General features: G+C 44.6%; 21 protein-coding genes and 2 tRNA genes. 10 read left to right on the top strand and 13 right to left on the bottom strand.

Annotation, left to right across the window (positions count from 1 at the left end):
- Positions 1–106: 106 nt before the first annotated feature.
- From LZG73_RS24190 to LZG73_RS24155, 8 genes are all read right to left on the bottom strand, one after another.
- Complete coding sequence (locus LZG73_RS24190) at positions 107–553, bottom strand: DMT family transporter (protein WP_233855266.1); 447 nt, start codon at positions 551–553, stop codon at positions 107–109.
- 24 nt (positions 554–577) lie between these two features.
- A complete protein-coding gene (gene nuoK / locus LZG73_RS24185; RefSeq protein ID WP_233855264.1) occupies positions 578–889 on the bottom strand; it encodes an NADH-quinone oxidoreductase subunit NuoK in 312 nt (103 codons plus the stop codon).
- Positions 886–1404, bottom strand: coding sequence for an NADH-quinone oxidoreductase subunit J (locus tag LZG73_RS24180; protein WP_233855261.1), 519 nt, complete (start codon positions 1402–1404; stop codon positions 886–888). The genes nuoK and LZG73_RS24180 overlap by 4 nt, the downstream gene beginning before the upstream one ends.
- 42 nt (positions 1405–1446) lie before the next feature.
- Positions 1447–2565, bottom strand: coding sequence for a 4Fe-4S binding protein (locus LZG73_RS24175; RefSeq protein ID WP_233855259.1), 1119 nt, complete (start codon positions 2563–2565; stop codon positions 1447–1449).
- 124 nt (positions 2566–2689) lie between these two features.
- Complete coding sequence (locus LZG73_RS24170) at positions 2690–3310, bottom strand: thioredoxin family protein (protein ID WP_233855257.1); 621 nt, start codon at positions 3308–3310, stop codon at positions 2690–2692.
- A gap of 36 nt (positions 3311–3346) precedes the next feature.
- Positions 3347–4612, bottom strand: coding sequence for a glycosyltransferase family 4 protein (locus LZG73_RS24165; protein WP_233855255.1), 1266 nt, complete (start codon positions 4610–4612; stop codon positions 3347–3349).
- A gap of 3 nt (positions 4613–4615) precedes the next feature.
- The gene (locus LZG73_RS24160) at positions 4616–6493 is read right to left on the bottom strand and encodes an alginate lyase family protein (protein WP_233855253.1); all 1878 of its coding nucleotides are present in this window, start codon (positions 6491–6493) and stop codon (positions 4616–4618) included.
- Positions 6490–8598 (bottom strand): bi-domain-containing oxidoreductase, encoded by a 2109-nt coding sequence (locus LZG73_RS24155; protein ID WP_233855251.1) that lies wholly within the window; start codon positions 8596–8598, stop codon positions 6490–6492. The genes LZG73_RS24160 and LZG73_RS24155 overlap by 4 nt, the downstream gene beginning before the upstream one ends.
- A gap of 107 nt (positions 8599–8705) precedes the next feature.
- Between LZG73_RS24155 and LZG73_RS24150 the strand changes: the two genes are divergently transcribed.
- Together LZG73_RS24150 and LZG73_RS24145 are read left to right on the top strand one after the other, a co-directional pair.
- Positions 8706–9866 (top strand): Gfo/Idh/MocA family protein, encoded by a 1161-nt coding sequence (locus tag LZG73_RS24150; protein ID WP_233855249.1) that lies wholly within the window; start codon positions 8706–8708, stop codon positions 9864–9866.
- Between the two features lie 50 nt (positions 9867–9916).
- Positions 9917–10837 carry a sugar phosphate isomerase/epimerase gene (locus LZG73_RS24145; protein WP_233855247.1) on the top strand — a complete coding sequence of 307 codons (921 nt, stop codon included), beginning with the start codon at positions 9917–9919 and terminating at the stop codon, positions 10835–10837.
- Between the two features lie 203 nt (positions 10838–11040).
- Here the strand turns inward: LZG73_RS24145 and LZG73_RS24140 are convergent.
- From LZG73_RS24140 to ubiE, 3 genes are all read right to left on the bottom strand, one after another.
- Positions 11041–11115 (bottom strand) — tRNA-Val (locus LZG73_RS24140).
- A 111-nt stretch (positions 11116–11226) separates the two neighbouring features.
- Positions 11227–11961 carry a porin family protein gene (locus LZG73_RS24135; RefSeq protein WP_310588460.1) on the bottom strand — a complete coding sequence of 245 codons (735 nt, stop codon included), beginning with the start codon at positions 11959–11961 and terminating at the stop codon, positions 11227–11229.
- On the bottom strand, positions 11910–12632 hold the full coding sequence (gene ubiE / locus LZG73_RS24130; protein WP_233855245.1) for a bifunctional demethylmenaquinone methyltransferase/2-methoxy-6-polyprenyl-1,4-benzoquinol methylase UbiE: 723 nt from the start codon (positions 12630–12632) through the stop codon (positions 11910–11912). Before ubiE ends, LZG73_RS24135 begins: the two co-directional genes overlap by 52 nt.
- Before the next feature lie 237 nt (positions 12633–12869).
- Between ubiE and LZG73_RS24125 the strand changes: the two genes are divergently transcribed.
- The 3 genes from LZG73_RS24125 to LZG73_RS24115 are packed head-to-tail and all read left to right on the top strand — an operon-like array spanning position 12870 to position 14502.
- Positions 12870–13565: an outer membrane beta-barrel protein gene (locus LZG73_RS24125; protein WP_233855243.1), complete on the top strand. Its 696-nt coding sequence runs from the start codon at positions 12870–12872 to the stop codon at positions 13563–13565.
- A 33-nt stretch (positions 13566–13598) separates the two neighbouring features.
- A complete protein-coding gene (locus LZG73_RS24120) occupies positions 13599–14180 on the top strand; it encodes a hypothetical protein (protein WP_233855241.1) in 582 nt (193 codons plus the stop codon).
- A gap of 28 nt (positions 14181–14208) precedes the next feature.
- Positions 14209–14502: a helix-turn-helix domain-containing protein gene (locus LZG73_RS24115; protein WP_233855239.1), complete on the top strand. Its 294-nt coding sequence runs from the start codon at positions 14209–14211 to the stop codon at positions 14500–14502.
- A gap of 201 nt (positions 14503–14703) precedes the next feature.
- Here the strand turns inward: LZG73_RS24115 and LZG73_RS24110 are convergent.
- Positions 14704–14776, bottom strand: a tRNA-Phe gene (locus LZG73_RS24110).
- Between the two features lie 239 nt (positions 14777–15015).
- Here LZG73_RS24110 and LZG73_RS24105 point away from each other — a divergent pair.
- From LZG73_RS24105 to gldH, 4 genes are read left to right on the top strand one after another with little or no spacing between them, the layout of a single operon-like run.
- Positions 15016–16356: a (Fe-S)-binding protein gene (locus LZG73_RS24105; RefSeq protein ID WP_233855238.1), complete on the top strand. Its 1341-nt coding sequence runs from the start codon at positions 15016–15018 to the stop codon at positions 16354–16356.
- A complete protein-coding gene (locus LZG73_RS24100) occupies positions 16356–17153 on the top strand; it encodes a (Fe-S)-binding protein (RefSeq protein WP_233855236.1) in 798 nt (265 codons plus the stop codon). Before LZG73_RS24105 ends, LZG73_RS24100 begins: the two co-directional genes overlap by 1 nt.
- 32 nt (positions 17154–17185) lie before the next feature.
- The gene (locus LZG73_RS24095) at positions 17186–17686 is read left to right on the top strand and encodes a hypothetical protein (RefSeq protein ID WP_233855234.1); all 501 of its coding nucleotides are present in this window, start codon (positions 17186–17188) and stop codon (positions 17684–17686) included.
- A 41-nt stretch (positions 17687–17727) separates the two neighbouring features.
- Positions 17728–18207, top strand: a complete 480-nt coding sequence (gldH, locus tag LZG73_RS24090; RefSeq protein WP_233855232.1) for a gliding motility lipoprotein GldH — start codon at positions 17728–17730, stop codon at positions 18205–18207.
- Between the two features lie 4 nt (positions 18208–18211).
- On the opposite strand, the gene LZG73_RS24085 is transcribed toward gldH, so the two are convergent.
- On the bottom strand, positions 18212–19432 hold the full coding sequence (locus tag LZG73_RS24085) for an AI-2E family transporter (protein WP_233855230.1): 1221 nt from the start codon (positions 19430–19432) through the stop codon (positions 18212–18214).
- On the opposite strand from LZG73_RS24085, the gene LZG73_RS24080 reads away from it, so the two are divergent.
- On the top strand, positions 19431–20270 hold the full coding sequence (locus tag LZG73_RS24080) for a hypothetical protein (RefSeq protein WP_233855228.1): 840 nt from the start codon (positions 19431–19433) through the stop codon (positions 20268–20270). The genes LZG73_RS24085 and LZG73_RS24080 overlap by 2 nt on opposite strands.
- Positions 20271–20336 lie beyond the last annotated feature (66 nt).

Genomic DNA, 20336 nt, shown 5'->3' with positions numbered 1-20336 from the left:
TGAATTTAAACGGAATGAGCCCGGTACAATACCGAGCTCATCACACTAATCGTTAATTCTTAAACTCGTCCAACTTTTGGGGTTCAGTCCAAAACGGATCGCTTTTTTAGTTTTTGAGGATCAAATAAACTCCGACAACAAGCAAAATCGCGCCTGCAATTCTCGGCAATGTAATTTGATGCACCGCAAATCCTTGTAATCCATAATGATCAATCGCGATTGCCGCGATCATTTGTCCGGCCACAACCAGACAGATCATGTTTGCCGGGCCAATGTTTCGGACGATAAACACAACAGTCAGCACATAAAAAGCGCCCAACACGCCGCCCATGAAGCGTGTCCAGGATATTTGTTTGAAGTCCGCGAGGCTTGGGATTGGATTTTGATTAAAGCACGCAAAGGCGATCAAAAGGACAACAAAACCCACAAAAAAGGAAGTTAGGGCTGCTAAAATCGGATTGTTGAAGGATTCGCGCAACTGCACATTCACACCAGACTGCACCGCGTTGCTGATGCCGATCAAGAAAGCCAAAAACAGAAAAAACCAATTCATTGCATGTCAGTTGCGCTATAAAGCCTATTGTTTTAGCTCATCTACTTCATCCGGATCGACAGATTTGAAATAACCATAAACGCGCAGGATAATGGCAAGCGCAACGGTTACTTCGGCGGCAGCAACAACGATCACAAAAAGCGCAAATAGCTGACCGCTCAAACGCTCGGGATCATATCGACTAAATGCTACAAGATTGATATTGACCGCATTAAGCATCAATTCAATCCCCAAAAGAATCCCGATGAAATGGCGCTTCGTGATCGCAATAGCCAAGCCAATGCAAAATAAAGCCGCTGCAACAATCAGATAATGGTGAATAGGAATGGATGTCATGAGGCAGGATTGCGGTTCATTGCCAGATATGCCGCGCCAACGAGCGTCACGAGCAAAAGAATGGCTGCAATTTCGAATGGTAAAAGGTGGCTCGTCATCAATTCAACGCCTATGGTCTTAATTGTAGACTTGCTGCTGATCGAATCCCCAGCCATTTTGAAGTCGGCGGAAATAATGATTTTGATCAAAAAAACAAATAACCCTGTGCCGATTAAAAACCCCCAAATCTCTCGCTTTATCAAAATTTCCACCCGATTATGGACTTTCGGGTCATCACTTTTCGTCTTCTGCGTCAGCATTATTCCAAAGATCAGCAACACCAAAATGCCGCCAACATAGATCATAATTTGCGTAACACCCAGGAAATCTGCTCCTGCCAGCACATACAAAGCAGCAACGCCAAGAAATGCTAAAAACAATGCGAATGCGCCGTAAATAAGATTTTTCGAAAATAAAATGAAGAGCGCAGAAGCGATTGCGAGTATTGAAAATCCATAAAATGCTGCAACCTCCATATATAATCTCAACGTTTAATCAATTGAAAGCAAAACTAAGCCTTATTCTTTGGGCTTAGGCTTCATGGTCGGGCGAAATGCTGGTTTCGGCTTGATCTCATCAGGAACAACCTCTGGCTTTGACTCGTCAACATCCGACTTTTTTTCTTCAGCAACCGCCTTCGGCTTCATCGTCGGACGGAATGCTGGTCTCGGCTTAACCTCCGCGAGCATTTCCGCAACTTTGGGCTGTTCCCGGTTGTCAACAGCTGGTTTCGGCTCTTCGCTTGTTTCAGCATTTGAAACCCGAGGTTTCATTTTTGGCTTAAAAATCGGTCGCGCTGCTAGTTTTGCTGGCTCTTCAGTTATGGATTGCTCCAGATTGACTGCCTCCGTTTTTTCTTGTGAATCAGCAGTCTTCGGTTTCATAGAAGGCTTAAAAGGCAATTTAGGCGCGGCCTTGGGAGGTTCTTCTATTTTTCCATCTTTAATTTCATCACTTTGAGCGGCCGAAGCTGGTTTTTTTGGAAGAAAAACCGGGCGTGCAGGTTTTTCCAAGGGAACTTCCTCTTTCGCTTCAACATCCTGAACTTTTGGCTTCATTCCCGGCTTAAACACAGGTTTTGCCGGATTTGCAGCGGGTTGCTCAGCGGTAACCACAGGCTTAGAAGCCGCTTTTAATGCTTCTTTTTCTTTTTGGAACTGATCGAGCAAACGGCGTTTTTCGTCCGCTTCGTCAGCTGAAAGATTGGCATAATTGTAAACCATATCCCGCACATCCAACTCGCTGTAATCGAATGTCTTGGTCATCGTCAGACATTCCGTCGGACATACGGTTGTACAAAGTCCGCAATAGCAGCACTTTGCCATATCAATGTCAAACTTCGCAGCATATAACCGGATCGGCGAGCCATCAGACGCTCGACCCACTTCTTCAATGGCTCTAATGGGTTCAATATCAATGCAATCGACCGGGCAAACTTTCACGCACTTGTCGCAAACAATGCAATCGTCAATTTCATTGTGCAGCCGATAACGACCGTTATCCGGAATTGGAATGGTTTCCAGTGGATATTGAATCGTAACCATTCCCTCCTGTCCTCCAAAAAAATCATCCGTCCGGATATCTACCAGCTTGCGACGCTTCCGGGCACTCCACAAGTGCCTCAAAGTCAACCGCATGCCGGTGACTGTTGTGCTAATTCCTTCTGATATATTTTTGAAATATGCGGACAAACCTCTTAATCTGAATTTAACTTGGCTTATGCTGTCTATCACAAATATAGACTAAACTGATTTTTAAAACTTACTTTTCAACCAAAACACCTTCCAGTAATGCTTGCAATTCCTTTTGCAAACTCAGCGACTTGTCCGCCAAATACCAGCGCTGCATCTCTTCGGAGAACTCTTTGTAAGTTTTTGCCGGATTCGCTTTGTAAGCTTCCAGCATTTCCTGTCCTCCCGTCGGCCTTGGCCCCCAGCTAAAAAGCTCATTAAAATCGTCATCCACAGCAATTAATTTGGGAATAGATCGGCCACCGTTTGTCAGATATGCGTCCATAATTGCTGGATTTTCGTCGCGCAGAAGCATTTTAACTGTGATCAATGGGTTTGACAGAGTCGCCGCGACGATGGGCGGAATATTTTGTGAAGCGTCACCGCACCAAGCCTCTGTCAAAATATACCAAGTCTGCGGAATCGTGATTTGATCAACTGTATTTTTCAGCTCATCTGTCACAGTCACGGTCTTGTTGAGACGCTGCATTCTGGCCAGGTTAAGCCTTGTGTAATGGTTCAAATCTTCCGATTGTTTCTCGCCCGTTGTCCTTTTTTCCAAAACAACTTTTTCCATTAACCGCATATAATCGGCGTAAGAATATGCATTTTCGGTAACGGTCAACGGAAACAAATCTGCTACGTTTTTCATTTGATTCTTTATTTAAAAAACCCCTTGCAAACGGTTTCAGTTCCTACTAATGTCTTGTAAAGAGTTCGTTTGAAGCATATTTTGAATGTATTCCAAATATTTTCGGGCGAGAAACGCACGGTCGTAATGCTGCTTTGCGTGGGCATAACCATTGCTTCCGTGAAGCGCAGCGAGCGTCGGATTTGCCAGATATGTCAAGACTTTTTTGGCAAAATCATCCGGGTTTTCAGGTTCCACAAACAAACCCGCATTAGCCTCCTCGATTAAATGCCGGGAAATTCCATCAATCGCTACCAAAACGGGTTTGCTGCAAGCGAAATAATCAAAAGTTTTGTTGCTGTAAACTGTTTTAAAAACGTCGGCTTTTTTCAAAACCGAAGCGCCCGCATCGGCTGCAAGAATATATTTAAAAACTTCTGCTTTGGAAACCGTGTCGAGGAATGTGACATTGTCTAGTTTGCGCCGCTTTGTCTCCGTGATTAGCATTGCTTTTTCCGGTCCGTCGCCAATGAGCATGAAATGAGCATTCGTTTCTCTTAAAATTTCGGCGGCGGCAATAAGTTGGACTAAATGGTTCGCAATGCCGTGCGCGCCGACGTAAATGATAATGAAGCGTTCGTCCAGTCCAAGCGACTTTCTGAATGCCGTTTTGTCAAAATTTGATTGAAGTTTTTCGGGAATCATGAAGTCGGCCGCATTGGGAATGAGCCAGATTTTGTGTGCATCAACGTGCTTTTTATGAATTAATGCTGCTTTAAATGCGGGTGTAAGTACATTAATAGCTTTTGCGCGGTGATAAAGCAGCTTTTCAAGCCCAAAAGCAGCCTCTACAAAAAGTCGGTTTTTCAAGATCCCGGTCTCAATCGCCGATTCTGGCCATAGATCTCTGATTTCCAGAATAAGATCAATGCTTTTTTTCCAGGCAATGAACATTCCCGCAATGCCGACGAACAAAGGCGGAGACGTGCAAAGCACAACATCATATTTGTCTTTACAATAAAAAATACCAGCGCAGATTGCCGAAAGTACAAATGAAAATTGCGACCATAATCTCCTCCAAAAAATTGATTTAGAGTCGTTTGCAACAAAGCAACGCACAACTTTCACTCCATCGCAATTTATTTTTTTCACAAAATATTTCCCTGCATAAATGGGTGATGTTGCATGCATATAATGTCCCATTCCAGCCAGGACTGTAACCCGATGACCTTCATTGACCCAAATCCGAGCCATTTCATTCCAGCGCGAACCGCCGCCATCATTGTCTTCCAAAAAATATTGGTGAACTAAAAGAATGTGCATTGGCTAAATATGCTTTTGTTCGATGACCGTCCTGATCGATCTGCCCGTCGATGCGAATTCAAGACTCACGCCTTCTTCTTTCAGACCATAAGTCTCTGAATGCCAGCTCAGCTTCTTTGAAAGACAGATTTCTTGCCCTGCATCATCGGTTGCTGCAATGTGATAATGATCCAAAAACAATGGATTAGGATGCCAGATCTGGCGCATTGGCAAGTGGCTAGGCGCATTTGCTATCCAATCTTCAATGATCCAATGAAGTCGATTTTTGGTTTTACTAACCCGCCTGCGATGCTTTATTCCTTTTCCCAGATGATAGAACCCTTCAAATTCAGCATTGATTTCAAATGTCTCAACGCTCTCATATACAGTCGATTCTGCTTTTTTGATCCAGTGAAACCATGTGAAGCGTGGACCTTTTTGCATTTGGTCAAAATTGCCAAGCATAGCCGTGTTGTGGGCCGCAGTTCCATTGAAATATTGAAGCCACTTGTCATCGGTGTTGTATGAAAAAGATCCCGCGTCGCGCATAATGTTCACGCCATTCGCCCAAATATCCAAATGCAGATTATCGGCCTGAAACGGCCTGTCTCTATAAGCACCACATTTCAGAAAAGTCAGTGAATTGTCGTCACGGATTATATGATAACCGCCTTTTTCCAAACTGGTTAGGGATTCTGGTAAATGCGTTTGAAAATCATTGTTGGCATTGACAAAGCCAGAAAACCAGCCCGATTCTTCATTCCACGGGCCTTTTCCGTAATTGAGCGCAATGGCCAAGCAGCGACTTAGCGATTCCAATTGCGGTCGGAAATCGCGATAATGGCATTCCGTGATCGGGAAAAACAAGGCGCCGTCGTTGTTTCCATAATTGGGAAGCCAGCCCGTTTGATCATCCTGACAACTTCTCAAAAAGCGCAACGATTTTGCTGCGCGATTATAAATCACTGGCGCCCAATGCTCATCGTTTAATTCAGCCAATCGGATTGCCAAAGTCAGCAATTGCACAACGATCCGGTGATAATTCATCGAAAATTGCAGATAAGTCCCGTCTGCGTAAACCTGATACGCAATCTCAGATTCAAACCACTTCTTGCCATTTCGCCTCCATTTGGCACTTTCGGGGAAAAGCGGAAAGCACAAGCCTGTCACAAAAAGCGCCAATGTCTCCGTCAAAGCATGATTATTCCGCACTGCAATGCGGGAGAAATTGATATTTAAAGCAACATGCTGCATTTGCTCGCGAATGCTGCACATGATTTTACTAAACAATTCCGACGTCAGCGTTTTTGAATGTTTGTAATAATGCAGCGCAAATGTCCAGTTTATCACCCGAAACGAAATTTCCTGACCGCAAAGCCAATTGGGGCCACGATTGACTGGATTTTGTTCGATCCAATCATTTATGAATGCGGAAACGATTTCTGATTGATCATTTTCAAAATGAAAATCATAGCGAATCAAATCATATAAAAAGCAAAATCGTGATTTTTCCCAAATGTATTTAATGTCGCCTGCCTGCTTTGAATGGGTGCTAATCGTGCTCCAATGGCTCATTTTATCATAACTAAACCCATTTTCCGGATTCGTGTGCCAATCCGTGACTGTAAACCATTGGCCCGAAAAATACTGAAAACGGTTTTGTTGGACATGCTGAACGCGCGCCATTAATTCTGGCAAATTTTGATTTTTCTCCAGGTTCAGAATTGCCGGGTCGGTCATGAATTTTACATTGCATTGCAGCCAATCGGCTTTTGAATAATGTGATTGCTGCTTGCTTTGTGTTGGAAAACGAAGTCGGAGCAGGCCGGTTCTCCGTTGTATTTCAAACCATATTCGGAAAAGCACGTAACGCAGCCCCATGTTTCTGAGCATCTGGATCATATCGCCACCCAGCTTTTCAGTGTCAAACTTTCCAATGCTGCGAGACTTGCTTCGGTTGAATTAATGATTTCATGAAAGGGAATAATTGGCTCTCCGCCATCTTTCACAGCATTGATCAATGCTGTGAATTCCTCTTTATGACCTTTGTTTTGCGCACTTGCAGATTGGCCAAAACCTTTAATTCCAAAGCCCCTAAGCACTTTAAAGTCGTCCAAAATCAATATCCTGCCAGCGGAATAAACCTCAACCCGCTCTTTCGAATAGCCGGAATGTCCATTTGAAAAATAGTTGATAACTCCGGTCGAGCCATTGGCACATTTGAGTAAAACACTTGCGTTATCAGTCGTTTCTGACGGATTCTGCTCCATTGCGTTCATGCAGACGGCAGTGATCAGGCTTCCTGTCAGGTAAACGATCAGGTCAAAAAAGTGACAGGCTTCTCCGATAATCCTTCCTCCTCCAACCGCTCGATCATGAACCCAGGCGCTTTTTGGCACAAAACCTGCATTTACGGTGACGACGATGTTCATCATGGCCGGACCCAGCAGGCTTTTCATCTTTTGCGTGTGCGGCGAGAACCGTCGGTTGAAACCGACGGTTAGGGATGTGGTTTTGGCGCATTGATTTTGTGCGGCTGTTAAGTTGATTAGTTCCTGTTGGTTTAGCGCGATTGGTTTCTCTACGAAAACGTGCTTTCCGGCTTGCAATGCGCTGATTGCCATTGAGGCGTGCAGATTATGCTTGGTTGTGATCAAGACCAAATCGACTTCCGGATCATCCAGAATTGTTTGGTAATTTGTTGTAGCAAAGGCGATTCCGTATTTTCGTGCAAGATGGGCGGAGGAAAAGCCTTGCGCGCTGGCAATGTATTTGATACATTGATTTTTTAGCAAAGGCAGCAGCGTCATTGCAGTAAAATTGCCAGCGCCAATGATTCCGATAACGCCTTTTTTCGCGGCAAACGACTTTTTTACAATCTCCACTGAATGCTTGATCGGCGATGTGGCTGGATAGTTGAGCAGCACAGCGACCGTTTTGGACGCATTCAATTGCGCATAGGCTTGTTTATAATTTTCCAAATCGATTGTCGCGCCAACCAAATATCTTGGATCCAAAGTGCTTGCAGAAAGCAATTGCAGGACTGCCTGGAAATTACGATTCTCAGTCCAACGCACAAATGGAATCGGATAATCCAAGCCATGTTGCTCATACTGATCGTCATAGCGGCCGGGACCATACGAACACGCAACCTGAAAAGTCAACTCCTTGTGATAAAAAACGGTCCGATCCAATTGTAAATCTGCGGTGCCAACCAGAATAATTTTACCGCGTTTTCTGGAAATTGAAGCCGCCTGATCAATGACCTGATTCGATTGCGAAGCGCTTGCAATGATCACCGCATCAGCGCCAATGTGGTTTGTTATTTCCGCAATGTATTTTTCAGGATCAATTGATTTTGGGTCAATCGTTAGGAAGCCTCTGGAAGCCGCAATGGCGCGTCTGTCGTCATTAAATTCAATGCCAATCACATTGCAACCATTGATTTTGAGCAATTCGGCCGTTAACATGCCAACCAAACCAAGTCCAATCACTGCAACCGTCTCGCCCAAACCCGGCGACGCCAACCTGACCGCATTTAAAGCAATTGATCCAATAATTGTGAACACAGCCGCTTCGTCAGGCACATTCACGGGAACTTTCGCGACGAGATTTCGGGAAACACAAACGATTTCAGCGTGCGGACCATTGCTTACAACGCGGTCGCCCGTTTGAATATCGTGCACGTCCTCGCCCACTTCAAGCACATGGCCCACATTGCAGTAACCAAGCGGGATCGGCTGATCGAGTTTATGATAAATTTTTCGGATCGTCGGGAAAAAACCGTTGGAGCGGATCTTATCAAATGCCAGCTTAACTTGTTCTGGATGTAATCTGGCTTTTTGCAATAAATTGGCCTTCCCGAAGCTGAGAAGCATTTTTTCGGTGCCGGAAGAGATCAGGCTTTTGCGCGTTTGAATGAGCACGCAGCCCTTCCGGACCATTGGTGTAGGCACTTCCAGCAACAGAGTTTCCCCTGTCCGGAGGTTTTGGACAAGCTGATTCATGAAAATATAGTGTGTTAATTGACGGCGGGAAATTACAATCTTAAATGCAATAACAAAATTTTAATATTTTTGGTAAATACAATTCAATAGAATAAAGCGATTAAAGGATGAAAAAAGCGTTGAATATCGGCATCGTAGGTTATAAATTCATGGGTCGTGCCCATAGCAATGCTTGGAAAAAAGCGCCGCAATTTTTTGATCTGGCGGCAACGCCGGTGTTGAAAGCTGCTTGTGGCAGGCATGAAGATTCATTGAAGGCTTTTGCAGAAAGATGGGGCTGGGAAGAGACCGAAACGGATTGGAAAAAGCTCGTTTCCCGACCTGATATCGACATTATTGACGTTGCCCTTCCGCAGCAATTGCATTATGAAGTTGCGCTGGCCGCGGCAAAAGAGGGTAAGCATATATTTTGCGAAAAACCGCTTTCCATGAACAGCAAGCAGGCGGAGGAAATGTTAAAAGTGTGCGAAGACAATATGGTAAAGCATTATTTGAACCACAATTACAGACGCACTCCTGCTGTTTCTTTTGCCAAAAAGATGATCGATGAAGATAAAATCGGACGCATTTTTCATTGGCGCTGTGCTTATCAGCAAGACTGGATCATCGATCCGAACTTCCCCTTAACCTGGCAATTGCAGAAAGAATATGCGCAAGCCGGACCGCAATGGGACTTGAATTCGCATGCGGTGGATTTGGCGCATTATTTGGTTGGCGACATTGCAAGCGTCTCTTCTCTGACCACGAATTTTATCAAAACCCGTCCAATTGTCGAGGACGGCGGCACGACCGGAAACCTCACTGCCGGAACTGTCGGCACCGAGATGGGTGAAGTGACCGTGGAAGACACAGCATTGATGATGGTGATGTTTAAAAATGGCGCAATCGGTTCTTTTGAAGCAACACGGTTTGCAGCTGGGCGTAAAAACAGGCTCACTTTTGAAATTTACGGAAGCAAAGGCAGCATTTGTTTTGACTTGGAAAGAATGAATGAACTGCAATATTTTTCGCGCGAAGATGAAAGCGGACAGCAGGGATTCCGAACCATTCTTGTGACCGAGGCCGTGCATCCTTATGCAGGAAATTGGTGGCCAGCCGGTCACATTATCGGTTATGAGCATTCGTTCGTTCACGCTGTGGTGGACTTCATTCAGGCCATTGAAAATGATACAGCAATCAAACCCGACTTTTCTGACGGCTTGAAAATTATCAATGTGCTGGAAGCTGGGCTCGAATCGGCAGAAACAAAGCGGCAGATTGATCTGTAAATAGAATTGGAACAATCGCTTGAAACCTTAACATTAAAATGAAAGCGTATATGAAATTCCGTTCCGGTAAGGCGATTGTTCAGCTATTTGTGGTCGGCGTGTTTCTTGTGTCTTGCGCCACGTCAGCGCATGCGCAAAAAGTCGGTTCTGAGGAAACGATTTTCAGTCGCGAAAATCTGATCGCCTGGTGCATTGTGCCATATGATGTTAAAGAAAGAAACGCCGAGCAGCGCGCGCAAATGCTTAATAAACTGGGCATTACAATGCTTGCTTATGACTGGCGGGAGAAACATGTTCCTAGCTTTGAAGAAGAAATTGAACAGCTGAAAAAGCATAACATCAAGCTGCAAGCCTTTTGGTATTATTCGGGCCCAAACCCGGAAAACGATAAAAATTTTGCCACCATCATTGAAGTTTTGAAAAAGCACAATGTCAAAACTGAAATTTGGTGCATGGTCAGCGGCGTCAAAGGGCTGGATGAAATGACGCAGGAGGAAAAAGTGAGAGCCGTGGCAACGCCTGTTGCTTACATTGCGGACAAAGCAGCTGAGATTGGTTGTAAAATCGGACTTTACAATCATGGCGGCTGGTTTGGAGAACCTGATAATCAGTTACAACTCATTGATTATTTGAAGAAATCAAACATTGGAATCGTTTACAATTTCCATCACGCCGAAGAGCACATTAAAGCATTCCCGGAATTCTTTCCCAAGCTCGTTCCGCACTTACTCGCATTGAACTTATCCGGACTCAAAAAAGGCAATCCGGTTAAAGTCCTTCCGATCGGCCAAGGCGACGTGGAACTTGACATGATTAAAATTGTTAAAAACAGCCGTTACAAAGGCCCAATCGGCATTATCAACGAAGACACCGCTCCTGACGCAGAAGTAGGGTTGATGATGAATATCGAGGGTCTTAGGGGAGTTTTGGAAAAACTCGGAGATAAGGCGGCGCTGGATAGTTACAAGTAATGTGCACACTGCGCGGCAGACCATATAACGCAAAAAAGCATCGATTTCTCGATGCTTTTTGTCTTGTGGGAGTTGAGGGATTCGAACCGCGCGGCGGACCGCGGCAACGGCCGACCGCCCCGACCCTCTGCTTGTAAGGCAGGTGCTTCGCGGCAGACCATATAACGCAAAAAAGCATCGATTTCTCGATGCTTTTTGTCTTGTGGGAGTTGAGGGATTCGAACCCCCGACCCTCTGCTTGTAAGGCAGATGCTCTGAACCAACTGAGCTAAACTCCCTTTTTCCCGTCGTTTGGGAGTGCAAATATGTAGGACTGAAATCTTCTCTGCAACTTTTTTAGCAAAAAATATTTAAAAAAATTACAATCCCTTGACGATCAGGGCACATTTTTACTCAAAGTTCAAATACAATGTCACCGTGTGTGTCGACAAGCGGTTGATCCCCTTGCCCAATGAATTTTTAGCTGGCTGAAAAGCATTCGTTAAGCCATGCGAGAAGCGCAATTCAGGGGCGAATTTGAAAAACTCAAAAAACTGCTCGTAACCAATGCCGTAATCGATTGTTAAATCGGTGGATTTAGTGTTCAATTGTCCGCCGCCGCCGCCACGATTGCGTTTCACATTGGTTTCCATCCCGAACGTGAAGCCAGCAAGCATGTACATTCTGGAATTAACCCGCCTGAGCGATTTGTATTTCAGCAAAAGCGGCACTTCTATCCAGGTCGACTCGCGCTTTTCCGATTTTTCTGTGCCGTTTGGATAGCTGAATTTCACATTGCGATCGTAAAGCGAAACCGAAGGCGTGGTCCGCAAATCGAAATGATCTGTGAGAAAGGCATTAACAATAAAACCCATGCGAAAAGCAGCACCTGTGGGCGACTGGATCACATATGCTGAGTCTGGCGATATAAAATCGTTGTTGTGCTTGATATTGAAACGGGTGAAAGGCACGGCAAACAAGATCCCGTAATGAATGGGCTTGTCATCATAAAATTCCAAATGACGTCGCCTGTAACCAATGCCCTGTGCGTTAACTTCCTGAACCGTCAGCAACAGCACAAGAATGCCTAATATTATTTTTGCCCTATGTAAATCGAACAAATCCCGAAGGTAAGTGGTATGCATTTGGTATTGATAAAACCTGCTTTTTTATAGATTTCAAGAAAAGCCTCTCCATCCGGAAACGCCTGGACCGATTCGGGAAGGTAGGTGTACGCTGAGCTGTCTTTTGAAACCGTCTTACCGATCAACGGTAAAATATATTTGAAATAAAAATTGTAAAACTGCTTAAAAGGAAAGCTTCGCGGTTTGGAAAATTCTACCACCACACAAGTTCCATTTGGCTTCATCACGCGGTTCATTTCGGTCAGCCCGGCCAGCAAATTCTGAAAATTGCGTACTCCAAACGAAACGATGATCGCATCAAAATAATTGTTATTAAAAGACAAGTTTTCCGAATCGCCGCTTTGCAGCGTAATGATATCCTGCTTGCCGAGTTTGGCTATTTTTTCGCGCCCAACGGCCAGCATTCCTTCCGAAATGTCCACGCCAATGACCTTTTCGGGCTTCAATGCAAGTGCTTCTATGGCGAAGTCGCCCGTGCCCGTAGCAATATCGAGGATAACTTTGGGAGCTTGTTTGCGCAACAGCTTGATTGCGCGTTTGCGCCAGTAAATGTCAACACCCGCGCTCAGAAGGTGGTTTAACAAGTCATATTTAGGTGAAATGTTGTCAAACATTTCCGCAACCTGCTCCCTTTTGCTGCCCTCTCTGTCTTTATATGGAACTACACTCATTTTGCTTTATTGTTAATACAACAATAAACAAAACTAACAGATAATAGTTGTTATTCTGATTACCGCTAAATGTAATTGCGGCAACACGGTGACCAAAATCAAAAATCTGCGTCCAAACCCGGAATCAAATTAGGACTAACAGTTAACCGGTTACTGCTCATGCGAAAATGCTTACTTGTAATGCTCCTTTATCTTGCAATGTCCAATACCTGCGCCCAAATGCGAAAATCGGCCTCCATGAATGGCATAAGCAAGAAAAAGAGTTACGACCGACATGAATATCTGCCATTTTCCATCCAGCTAAATGGCGGATTGACGCAGTTTTTCGGTGAGCTCAATGAGCAGGACATGCATGGCGTTTTGGGCATTCATATTGGGCGAGCCTTTAATAAAAATGTGTCAATGCAGCTCGACTTTTCTTCGGGAAAACTTGGAGGAGAGCAGGTGAATTTCTTCAATTCCTGGTTTGAAAATGAATATAATACGTTTGAGCTTATTGCAAAATGGAATTTGACCGAGCAATTTAGCAGTCGGGAACCAGGGAATGCACATTTAAGCATTTATGGTGGTCTGGGGCTTATTCATTTTAGTGCCAATGCGTTTGATATGGACAACAATAAAATTCTGCGTTTTACAAATAGTCAGCTTAGCGCACGGAACCCGCTTTTTCTGCGCTGGGGCAAGCCGCGCAATTTGGATAAAATCAAAAAAACGCGCGAAGGAATGCTGCCGCTGGGCACTTCTCTGGATTATCGGCTGTTGAAACATTGGCAGATTGGCCTCGATTATCGCTTTCATTTCGTGCGGACCGACAAACTGGATGCTACATCGGGAAGGAGGCTGATTAACCCCGAAGAAAGTGAGTCATATAGCGACACACCGAACGATAAATTCAGTTTTATTGCAATTTCATTGGCGTATCGCTTTCATTGAAATGCATTTCTGACACAAACTCATCAACAAAAAATGACTTTCAACACCGTAAAATACCGACTATATCCCACCCTGCTGAATCGTTTTGACCGATACGAAAAAGGTTATATTAATGAAAATGACCTCATTAACAGCATTAACCGGGTGCCTGTGCCGCAAACCGAAGCACAGCGCAAAGGCGTGTCATTTGAAGACGCGGTGATCAAGGGCATTGACGAAGAGGAATTCGACCCGGAAATCCTTTCACGCGTGCGCGCCCTCCTGCCACGCCCCATGCTAAAAACGCAAGTTTATTGCGAATATCAATTGGACGATGTGCTATTATATGGTTACGTTGACGTGCTCGGGAAAATGGTTGCCGTCGATATTAAAACGACAAGCAATTATGTGCCAGGCTGTTACGCAATCAGCCACCAAAACTTTTATCTCCCCGCATTGCGCACCAAAGGCATTCGCAGCCTGCGTTACGTCATTACAGATTTCAAAAATGTATATCAGGAAGAATATGATCATACCCTGGATTTTGATCATCAATTTCGGCAGATCAGGGAATTTTGTGCGTTTCTGGAAACACATCGAGGCGAGATAACCGACTTGCGGGTGTTTGGGGGTTAGCTATCAACCCAAATCCGTTCATGCCTCAATGTTTGCTCCAAAAAATGCTTTGCAGACATTTCGGATTAGTAATATCACATTCATTAATGAGCAAAGTAAAGAAGTGGAAAAGGATGCTCTTTTAATTCAGCTTGGTCTTAGGATAAGAGAATTGCGGAAAATGAAAAATATTACGCAAGCTGAATTAGCTCATAACATAGGTAAGGATCAGCAATCTATTCAAAGATTGGAAGCAGGAAAAATAAATCCGTCCTTCTTTTATCTTCACGAAATCGCGATTGGACTGAGCGTCCCATTGCGGGAGATCACCGAGGTTTTTTAACCAAAGAAGAATAGATGTAGATTACTTCCTAACTGAAAAGTAAACGCTTCCCCGGCCGGTGTTCCTTTTCTAAGATCAGAATGGGTCAATTGTCAGTACAAGCTATAAATTCGTCCTTCGGTCTTGCACATCAATAGAAGCAAAAGCTTCAATAATAAACGCAAAAAGCCGCTGCGATTGCTCTTAGCGGCTTTTTGGTTGTGGTGATGGACGGAATCGAACCGCCGACACAAGGATTTTCAGTCCTTTGCTCTACCGACTGAGCTACATCACCGCTTTCAGTTGGCCCCGTTTGGGACTGCAAAAATAGAAAGCTGATTTGGGTTTACAAATTATTTGCGAAAATATTTGTGAATTTGTTTCTTTCAATGGTCTATCACGCTGATTGCGTTATCGTTAAGTTTGCCGTTTTATATTTTATCCAAAAAATATTTGCCGCAATGCACATTTTTGCCATATTTGTTAGTGGTATGCTTGCATACTAATGGCGATTTATAAACGATTTCTTCAAACATGGCGATAGCGCAGCAAGTCATATTCATAGCTGTTTTGGGATTAGTCGCCTGGCTGGCTTATCGTCGAATCGCTTTGATCCGGTCGACGATCTTGCTGGGCAAGCCGGAAGATCGTTCAGATAATCCGGGTGAAAGACTTTCGACCATGCTGCGCATCGCTTTTGGTCAGAAAAAAATGTTTGACAAACCACTTGTCGGACTGCTGCATTTTGCGGTTTACATTGGTTTTATATTGATCAATATTGAAATCCTAGAAATTGTCCTTGACGGGATTTTGGGAAAGCATCGTGTTTTTGCGCCTTTGATTGGGAGCTTTTATCCAGTTTTGATCGGTTTTTTTGAGTTGCTGGCGGTTGGAGTTTTGCTGGCTTGCGTTATTTTTCTTTTGCGCAGGAGTGTTGTGAAAGTAGCGCGGTTGCAGCCTGTTCGCCACCGCGAAATGAATGGCTGGCCGGCTTTGGACGGCAAGGTGATCCTGATTTTTGAGATCGTGTTGATGATCGCCATTTTGACCATGAATGCTGTGGACTTAGCGCTGCAAGATCTTGGAAATGAACATTATCCTCAAACCGGCAATTTCTTTTTTAGTCAATTCCTCAAACCCATATTTGCGGGTTGGAACGAAAACACGCTTGTCATTTACGAGCGGTTTGCCTGGTGGTTTCACATTATCGGCATCTTCGTTTTTGCAATTTACCTGACTTATTCCAAGCATTTGCACATTGTTTTGGCTTTCCCCAACACCTATTTCGCAAGGCTGATTCCGAAAGGAAAGATGAATAACATGCCGGAAATCACAACGGAGGTCAAAACAATGCTGGGAATCGAAACGGCTCAAACGGGTGATGCTCCGGCAATTCCTGACCGTTTTGGCGCGAAAGATGTGCAAGACCTTTCCTGGAAAAACCTCATGGACGCTTATTCCTGCACGGAATGCGGACGCTGCACGGCTGCTTGTCCGGCTAACATTACGGGCAAAAAACTTTCTCCACGCAAGATCATGATGGACACACGTGATCGGCTCGAAGATGTAGGCAAGATTATGCAGGCCAATGGTGGCAAGTTTGTGGAGGATGGGAAAAGTCTGATTGGCGATTATATATTGGAGGAAGAAATCAATGCTTGCACAACCTGCAATGCTTGCGTACACGAATGTCCCGTGCGGATTAATCCGCTGGATATTATTTTGCAGCTTCGCCGATACAAGATTATGGACGAGTCACAAGCTCCTGCGAGCTGGAATGTGATGTTCCAAAATCTGGATACGAACCAGGCTCCCTGGAAATTTTCCCCTGGCGATCGTTTTAACTGGGCCGCCGACCTTGAACCGAAAAAATAATGAGCGACTTAGCATATAAGGTTCCGACGATGGCCGAAATGGCAGCGAACAACGAAACTCCTGAGGTTTTGTTCTGGGTGGGATGCGCGGGTTCGTTTGATGACCGTTACAAGAAAGTAACCGTCGCATTTGTCAAAATATTAAATAAAGCGGGAGTCAAATTTGCTGTTCTGGGCACGGAAGAGAGCTGCACGGGTGATCCGGCGCGGCGGGCGGGCAATGAATTTACATTTCAAATGCTGGCCATGTCCAACATTCAGGTGTTGGATATGTATGGAATTAGAAAAATCGTGACCGCTTGTCCGCATTGTTTCAACACATTGAAAAACGAATATCCGGAGCTGGGCGGCAATTATGAAGTGATTCACCATTCTACTTTTTTACAGCAACTGATTGATGAAGGTCGCGTTCGACCGGAAGGTGGCCAGGCGTTTAAAGGAAAAAAAATCACTTTTCACGATTCCTGTTATTTGGGCCGTGCCAACAACATTTATGAAGCGCCCAGGCATGTTTTGGAAGCATTGGATGCTGACCTGGTTGAAATGAAACGTTGCAAAACAAAGGGACTATGTTGCGGCGCAGGCGGCGGTCAAATGTTCAAAGAGCCGGAGCCAGGCAAAAAAGACATTAACATTGAAAGAATTGAAGAGGCCATAGCGACGGGCGCGGATACAATTGCAGTCGCTTGTCCGTTTTGTATGGTGATGATGACCGACGGCGTCAAAAATAAAGAGAAGGAACATTCCGTTAAAGTTTACGACCTGGCGGAACTGATCGCGCAGGCGGACGGGTTGTAAAGCCAGTCCCTGTTACATTTAGCTTACTATATATGTATATTCCTTTTAGTGATATAAACCTTCAATCCCGCGTCTGGATTTATCAGGCTGACCGCAAGTTGACCGACGACGAAGTTGGCATTATTACACAGACATTAAAGGCTTCATTGGATGGCTGGGAGGCGCATGGCAAGCCGCTAACTGCCTCGGGAAAAGTGTTTGAGCATCGGTTTGTGGTAATTGCTGTGGATGAAAACGATGAACTGCCAAGTGGCTGCTCCATTGACAAGTCGGTGCATTGGATTCAGGCCATTGGGCATAGCATGCAAATCAACTTCATGGATCGTTCGATTGCTTACGTTGGCGCTGATCACGAGATCCACACCGTGCTGGTTCCGAACATTAAACGCGCTGTTGCTGAGGACATTCTGTCGCCTGAGACCATCATTTTTGATAACCAGGTTTTAACCAAGGCGCAATGGATGACGCATTGGAAAACCGAAGCTGGGGCATCATGGCTTAGCCGTTATTTCGGCCAAAAATCCAGCGTGTAGGTTTTAATGTTAGTTTTGTCACTATACTAAAAGGCGTTCGGATGAAGTTTTTTTTGTTGGCTTCCGTTTTCTTCTTTGGCCTGATCTTGTCAGGTTGCGATGAGAATGTAGTTTATAAAGCGCATGAAGACATTGATGACGGACTTTGGTACATCAAAAATAAGCCGTCGTTCAAAGTCGAAATAAAGGACACAACTGCGACTTATAATCTGTATTATCTGCTCCGCAACACGCTTCAATATCCTTACTACAATCTTTATTTGTCAAGAAGCTTCACCGCGCCCGATCAGAGAGTAATTTCCAATACATTGGAAGAAGTGTTTTTGTCTAATGAGGAAACAGGCAAGCCTTATGGCCACGGTTTGGGCGATTTATTTGACCACAAAATCCCTTTTCTTAAAAATTACAAATTTCCAAGATCCGGAACTTACACCTTTACATTGAGCCAATCGATGCGCCAAAACCCGCTTCCATTTGTGATGAGCGTGGGAATAAGTGTGGAGAAAGTTGGTGTGAAATAAGGTATCAATCCGGATTAGACTGCGGCGGAACGCGAGGTCCATCTGGCCGATTTCGGGGCTTGTTGCGATATCTGCGATAAGGCTTTTTCTTAAACTCTTTTTCTGGAATTTCTTCTTTTACTGCGGAGGCTTTGTCCGCAATAACCTCATGCACAGGCTCTCCAAGCAAAAATCCATAAGGCTCCATGCTTGGAATTGTGTCAAAAACAACTTTCAAAATCGCTGTTACTGGCAATGCAAGGATCAATCCCGAAAGTCCCCACAGCTGACCGCCTAAAAACAATGCGATGATTGCGGCCAGCGGATTTACACTGACCTTGGACCCGACAATGTTGGGCGTAATGAAATTGCCTTCAAGAAACTGCACAAAGCCCATCACCCCAACCACGCCCACCGCATACCAGGGCGAATCCATGGTCACGATCGCCAAAAGGGCGGGAAGCACCGATCCAATTAAAATACCGATATAGGGGATCAGAATCAGAAATCCAGCCAGAAAACCGAAGAAAATTGCGTGGGGGATTCCCAGGATCAGCAATCCAATGCTGTTCAAGACGCCTACGATCAGGATTACGAGAAAAAGTCCGGAAAGATAGCTTTGGATTACATCATATATTTTTTTCAAAAGGATGTTAAGCGATTCATCAGGCACATTGGTTATTGCCTTATGAACAAACCTTCGGAAGAAATCCCGGTAAAGCAGGAAAAAGAAAATGTAAAGCGGGATTAAGATAGAAGTCGAGAGGGCGCCGGTGGTCGTAACCAATGTGCTCAACAAAACAGCCCTTCCTTCACTTAACGCATTGATTAAATATTTTTTGGCTTCGCTAACCTGCTGTGTGCGACTGATGTTGAAATAGCGCTCGCCCATCGTAAATGTCTGGTCCAGAATCGCTTCCGCCTTTTCAGTGATTCGTGGAAGCTCCTCCGCGAAGCTGCCGATTTGAAGCGACACCACATAACCAAGCACGACAAGCACGACAAAAAGAGAAAGTATGCTCAGCAAAATCGCCCCGATGCGCGGAACGCGATGCCTTTCGAGCCAGACACAAACCGGATGGAGCAGAATGGCAAGCAAAACAGAAAACGCGAGCGGAATAATGGTTTCACGCAATGAAAACAGGATATAAACAATTGCGATGAGCGCGACTAATATGCTGGCCAATTTCAGGTAAAGAGGCGTATCTTTATCTTTGTTTGGGTGCGGACGTAACGTTGAATTCATGAATAAATTAATGTATCTGTGGTTTGCTGTCAAAACTGTATTTTGTACTTGCCAGCCTGATCATAAGATCAACGATTTCAAGAAAGTACGCGCTCATTATAAAATTAGCAAAATAGGAAAGCTTCCCACGATTGCCTCCGAAAGCTCCGGATTGGCAAAAAGCACCAAACCAGGTTTGTTTCTCACCCATAACGACAGTGGCGGCAAGGCGGCGCTTTACGAATTTGACTTATCCGGGAAACTCGCTTTAACAAAAACTGTTCCTGATGCTGTAAATGTGGATTGGGAGGATATGACCAGTGATGCGGAAGGCAATTATTACATCGGAGATTTTGGCAACAATGGCATTGCGCGGAAAGATTTTCAAATTTATAAATATGCAGATAGCACGGCGCGCACTCAAAAAATCTCCTTCCAATACGCCGCTCAGCATTCTGTTGACCGTCCCGACGGGAGGCCCACTTTTGATTCGGAATCGCTGTTTTATTACCAGAAGAATCTTTATATATTTTCAAAGAACTGGGGTAAAAACAAATTTGTAAAGCTCTATGCAATGCCTGCCGAACCTGGAAATTACACGCTTACCGCAAAGGACAGCATTCAGATCAATTCTCAGGTTACGGCAGCGGATGTGAGTCCGGATGGGAAGACTTTTGCGCTGCTTACTTATGGGAAAATCCTAATGTTCGGGATCACTGACAACGGCATTGATTTCAAGAAGCCGTTAGGCTGTTTTAGGTTCGTAAGCAAACAAAATGAAGCACTTATCTTTTTGAACAATACAGATATGCTGGTTACCAACGAGCAAGGCGACATTTTCCGAATTACTTATAAGTGATATTATGTTTGTGTTAATATTGGCGTTCAGCATGTAATGTGAACGTCACATCTGCTAATTTCGAAT

It is taken from the genome of Dyadobacter sp. CY326, assembly GCF_021390515.1.
Taxonomy (GTDB): domain Bacteria; phylum Bacteroidota; class Bacteroidia; order Cytophagales; family Spirosomataceae; genus Dyadobacter.
Note: the sequence above shows the minus strand (reverse complement) of the source record. Positions and strands in the feature narration are given on the sequence as shown.

Coding starts and splice junctions, on each gene's coding strand:
- LZG73_RS24080 (WP_233855228.1), top strand. CDS start 19,431: ATGAATAAATTAATGTATCTGTGGTTTGCTGTCAAAACTGTATTTTGT.
- nuoK (WP_233855264.1), bottom strand. CDS start 889: ATGACATCCATTCCTATTCACCATTATCTGATTGTTGCAGCGGCTTTA.
- gldH (WP_233855232.1), top strand. CDS start 17,728: ATGAAGTTTTTTTTGTTGGCTTCCGTTTTCTTCTTTGGCCTGATCTTG.
- LZG73_RS24125 (WP_233855243.1), top strand. CDS start 12,870: ATGAATGGCATAAGCAAGAAAAAGAGTTACGACCGACATGAATATCTG.
- LZG73_RS24175 (WP_233855259.1), bottom strand. CDS start 2,565: ATGCGGTTGACTTTGAGGCACTTGTGGAGTGCCCGGAAGCGTCGCAAG.
- LZG73_RS24190 (WP_233855266.1), bottom strand. CDS start 553: ATGAATTGGTTTTTTCTGTTTTTGGCTTTCTTGATCGGCATCAGCAAC.
- LZG73_RS24105 (WP_233855238.1), top strand. CDS start 15,016: ATGGCGATAGCGCAGCAAGTCATATTCATAGCTGTTTTGGGATTAGTC.
- LZG73_RS24145 (WP_233855247.1), top strand. CDS start 9,917: ATGAAATTCCGTTCCGGTAAGGCGATTGTTCAGCTATTTGTGGTCGGC.
- ubiE (WP_233855245.1), bottom strand. CDS start 12,632: ATGAGTGTAGTTCCATATAAAGACAGAGAGGGCAGCAAAAGGGAGCAG.
- LZG73_RS24170 (WP_233855257.1), bottom strand. CDS start 3,310: ATGAAAAACGTAGCAGATTTGTTTCCGTTGACCGTTACCGAAAATGCA.
- LZG73_RS24100 (WP_233855236.1), top strand. CDS start 16,356: ATGAGCGACTTAGCATATAAGGTTCCGACGATGGCCGAAATGGCAGCG.
- LZG73_RS24165 (WP_233855255.1), bottom strand. CDS start 4,612: ATGCACATTCTTTTAGTTCACCAATATTTTTTGGAAGACAATGATGGC.
- LZG73_RS24115 (WP_233855239.1), top strand. CDS start 14,209: ATGTTTGCTCCAAAAAATGCTTTGCAGACATTTCGGATTAGTAATATC.
- LZG73_RS24150 (WP_233855249.1), top strand. CDS start 8,706: ATGAAAAAAGCGTTGAATATCGGCATCGTAGGTTATAAATTCATGGGT.
- LZG73_RS24120 (WP_233855241.1), top strand. CDS start 13,599: ATGACTTTCAACACCGTAAAATACCGACTATATCCCACCCTGCTGAAT.
- LZG73_RS24155 (WP_233855251.1), bottom strand. CDS start 8,598: ATGAATCAGCTTGTCCAAAACCTCCGGACAGGGGAAACTCTGTTGCTG.
- LZG73_RS24095 (WP_233855234.1), top strand. CDS start 17,186: ATGTATATTCCTTTTAGTGATATAAACCTTCAATCCCGCGTCTGGATT.
- LZG73_RS24160 (WP_233855253.1), bottom strand. CDS start 6,493: ATGATCCAGATGCTCAGAAACATGGGGCTGCGTTACGTGCTTTTCCGA.
- LZG73_RS24135 (WP_310588460.1), bottom strand. CDS start 11,961: ATGCATACCACTTACCTTCGGGATTTGTTCGATTTACATAGGGCAAAA.
- LZG73_RS24180 (WP_233855261.1), bottom strand. CDS start 1,404: ATGGAGGTTGCAGCATTTTATGGATTTTCAATACTCGCAATCGCTTCT.
- LZG73_RS24085 (WP_233855230.1), bottom strand. CDS start 19,432: ATGAATTCAACGTTACGTCCGCACCCAAACAAAGATAAAGATACGCCT.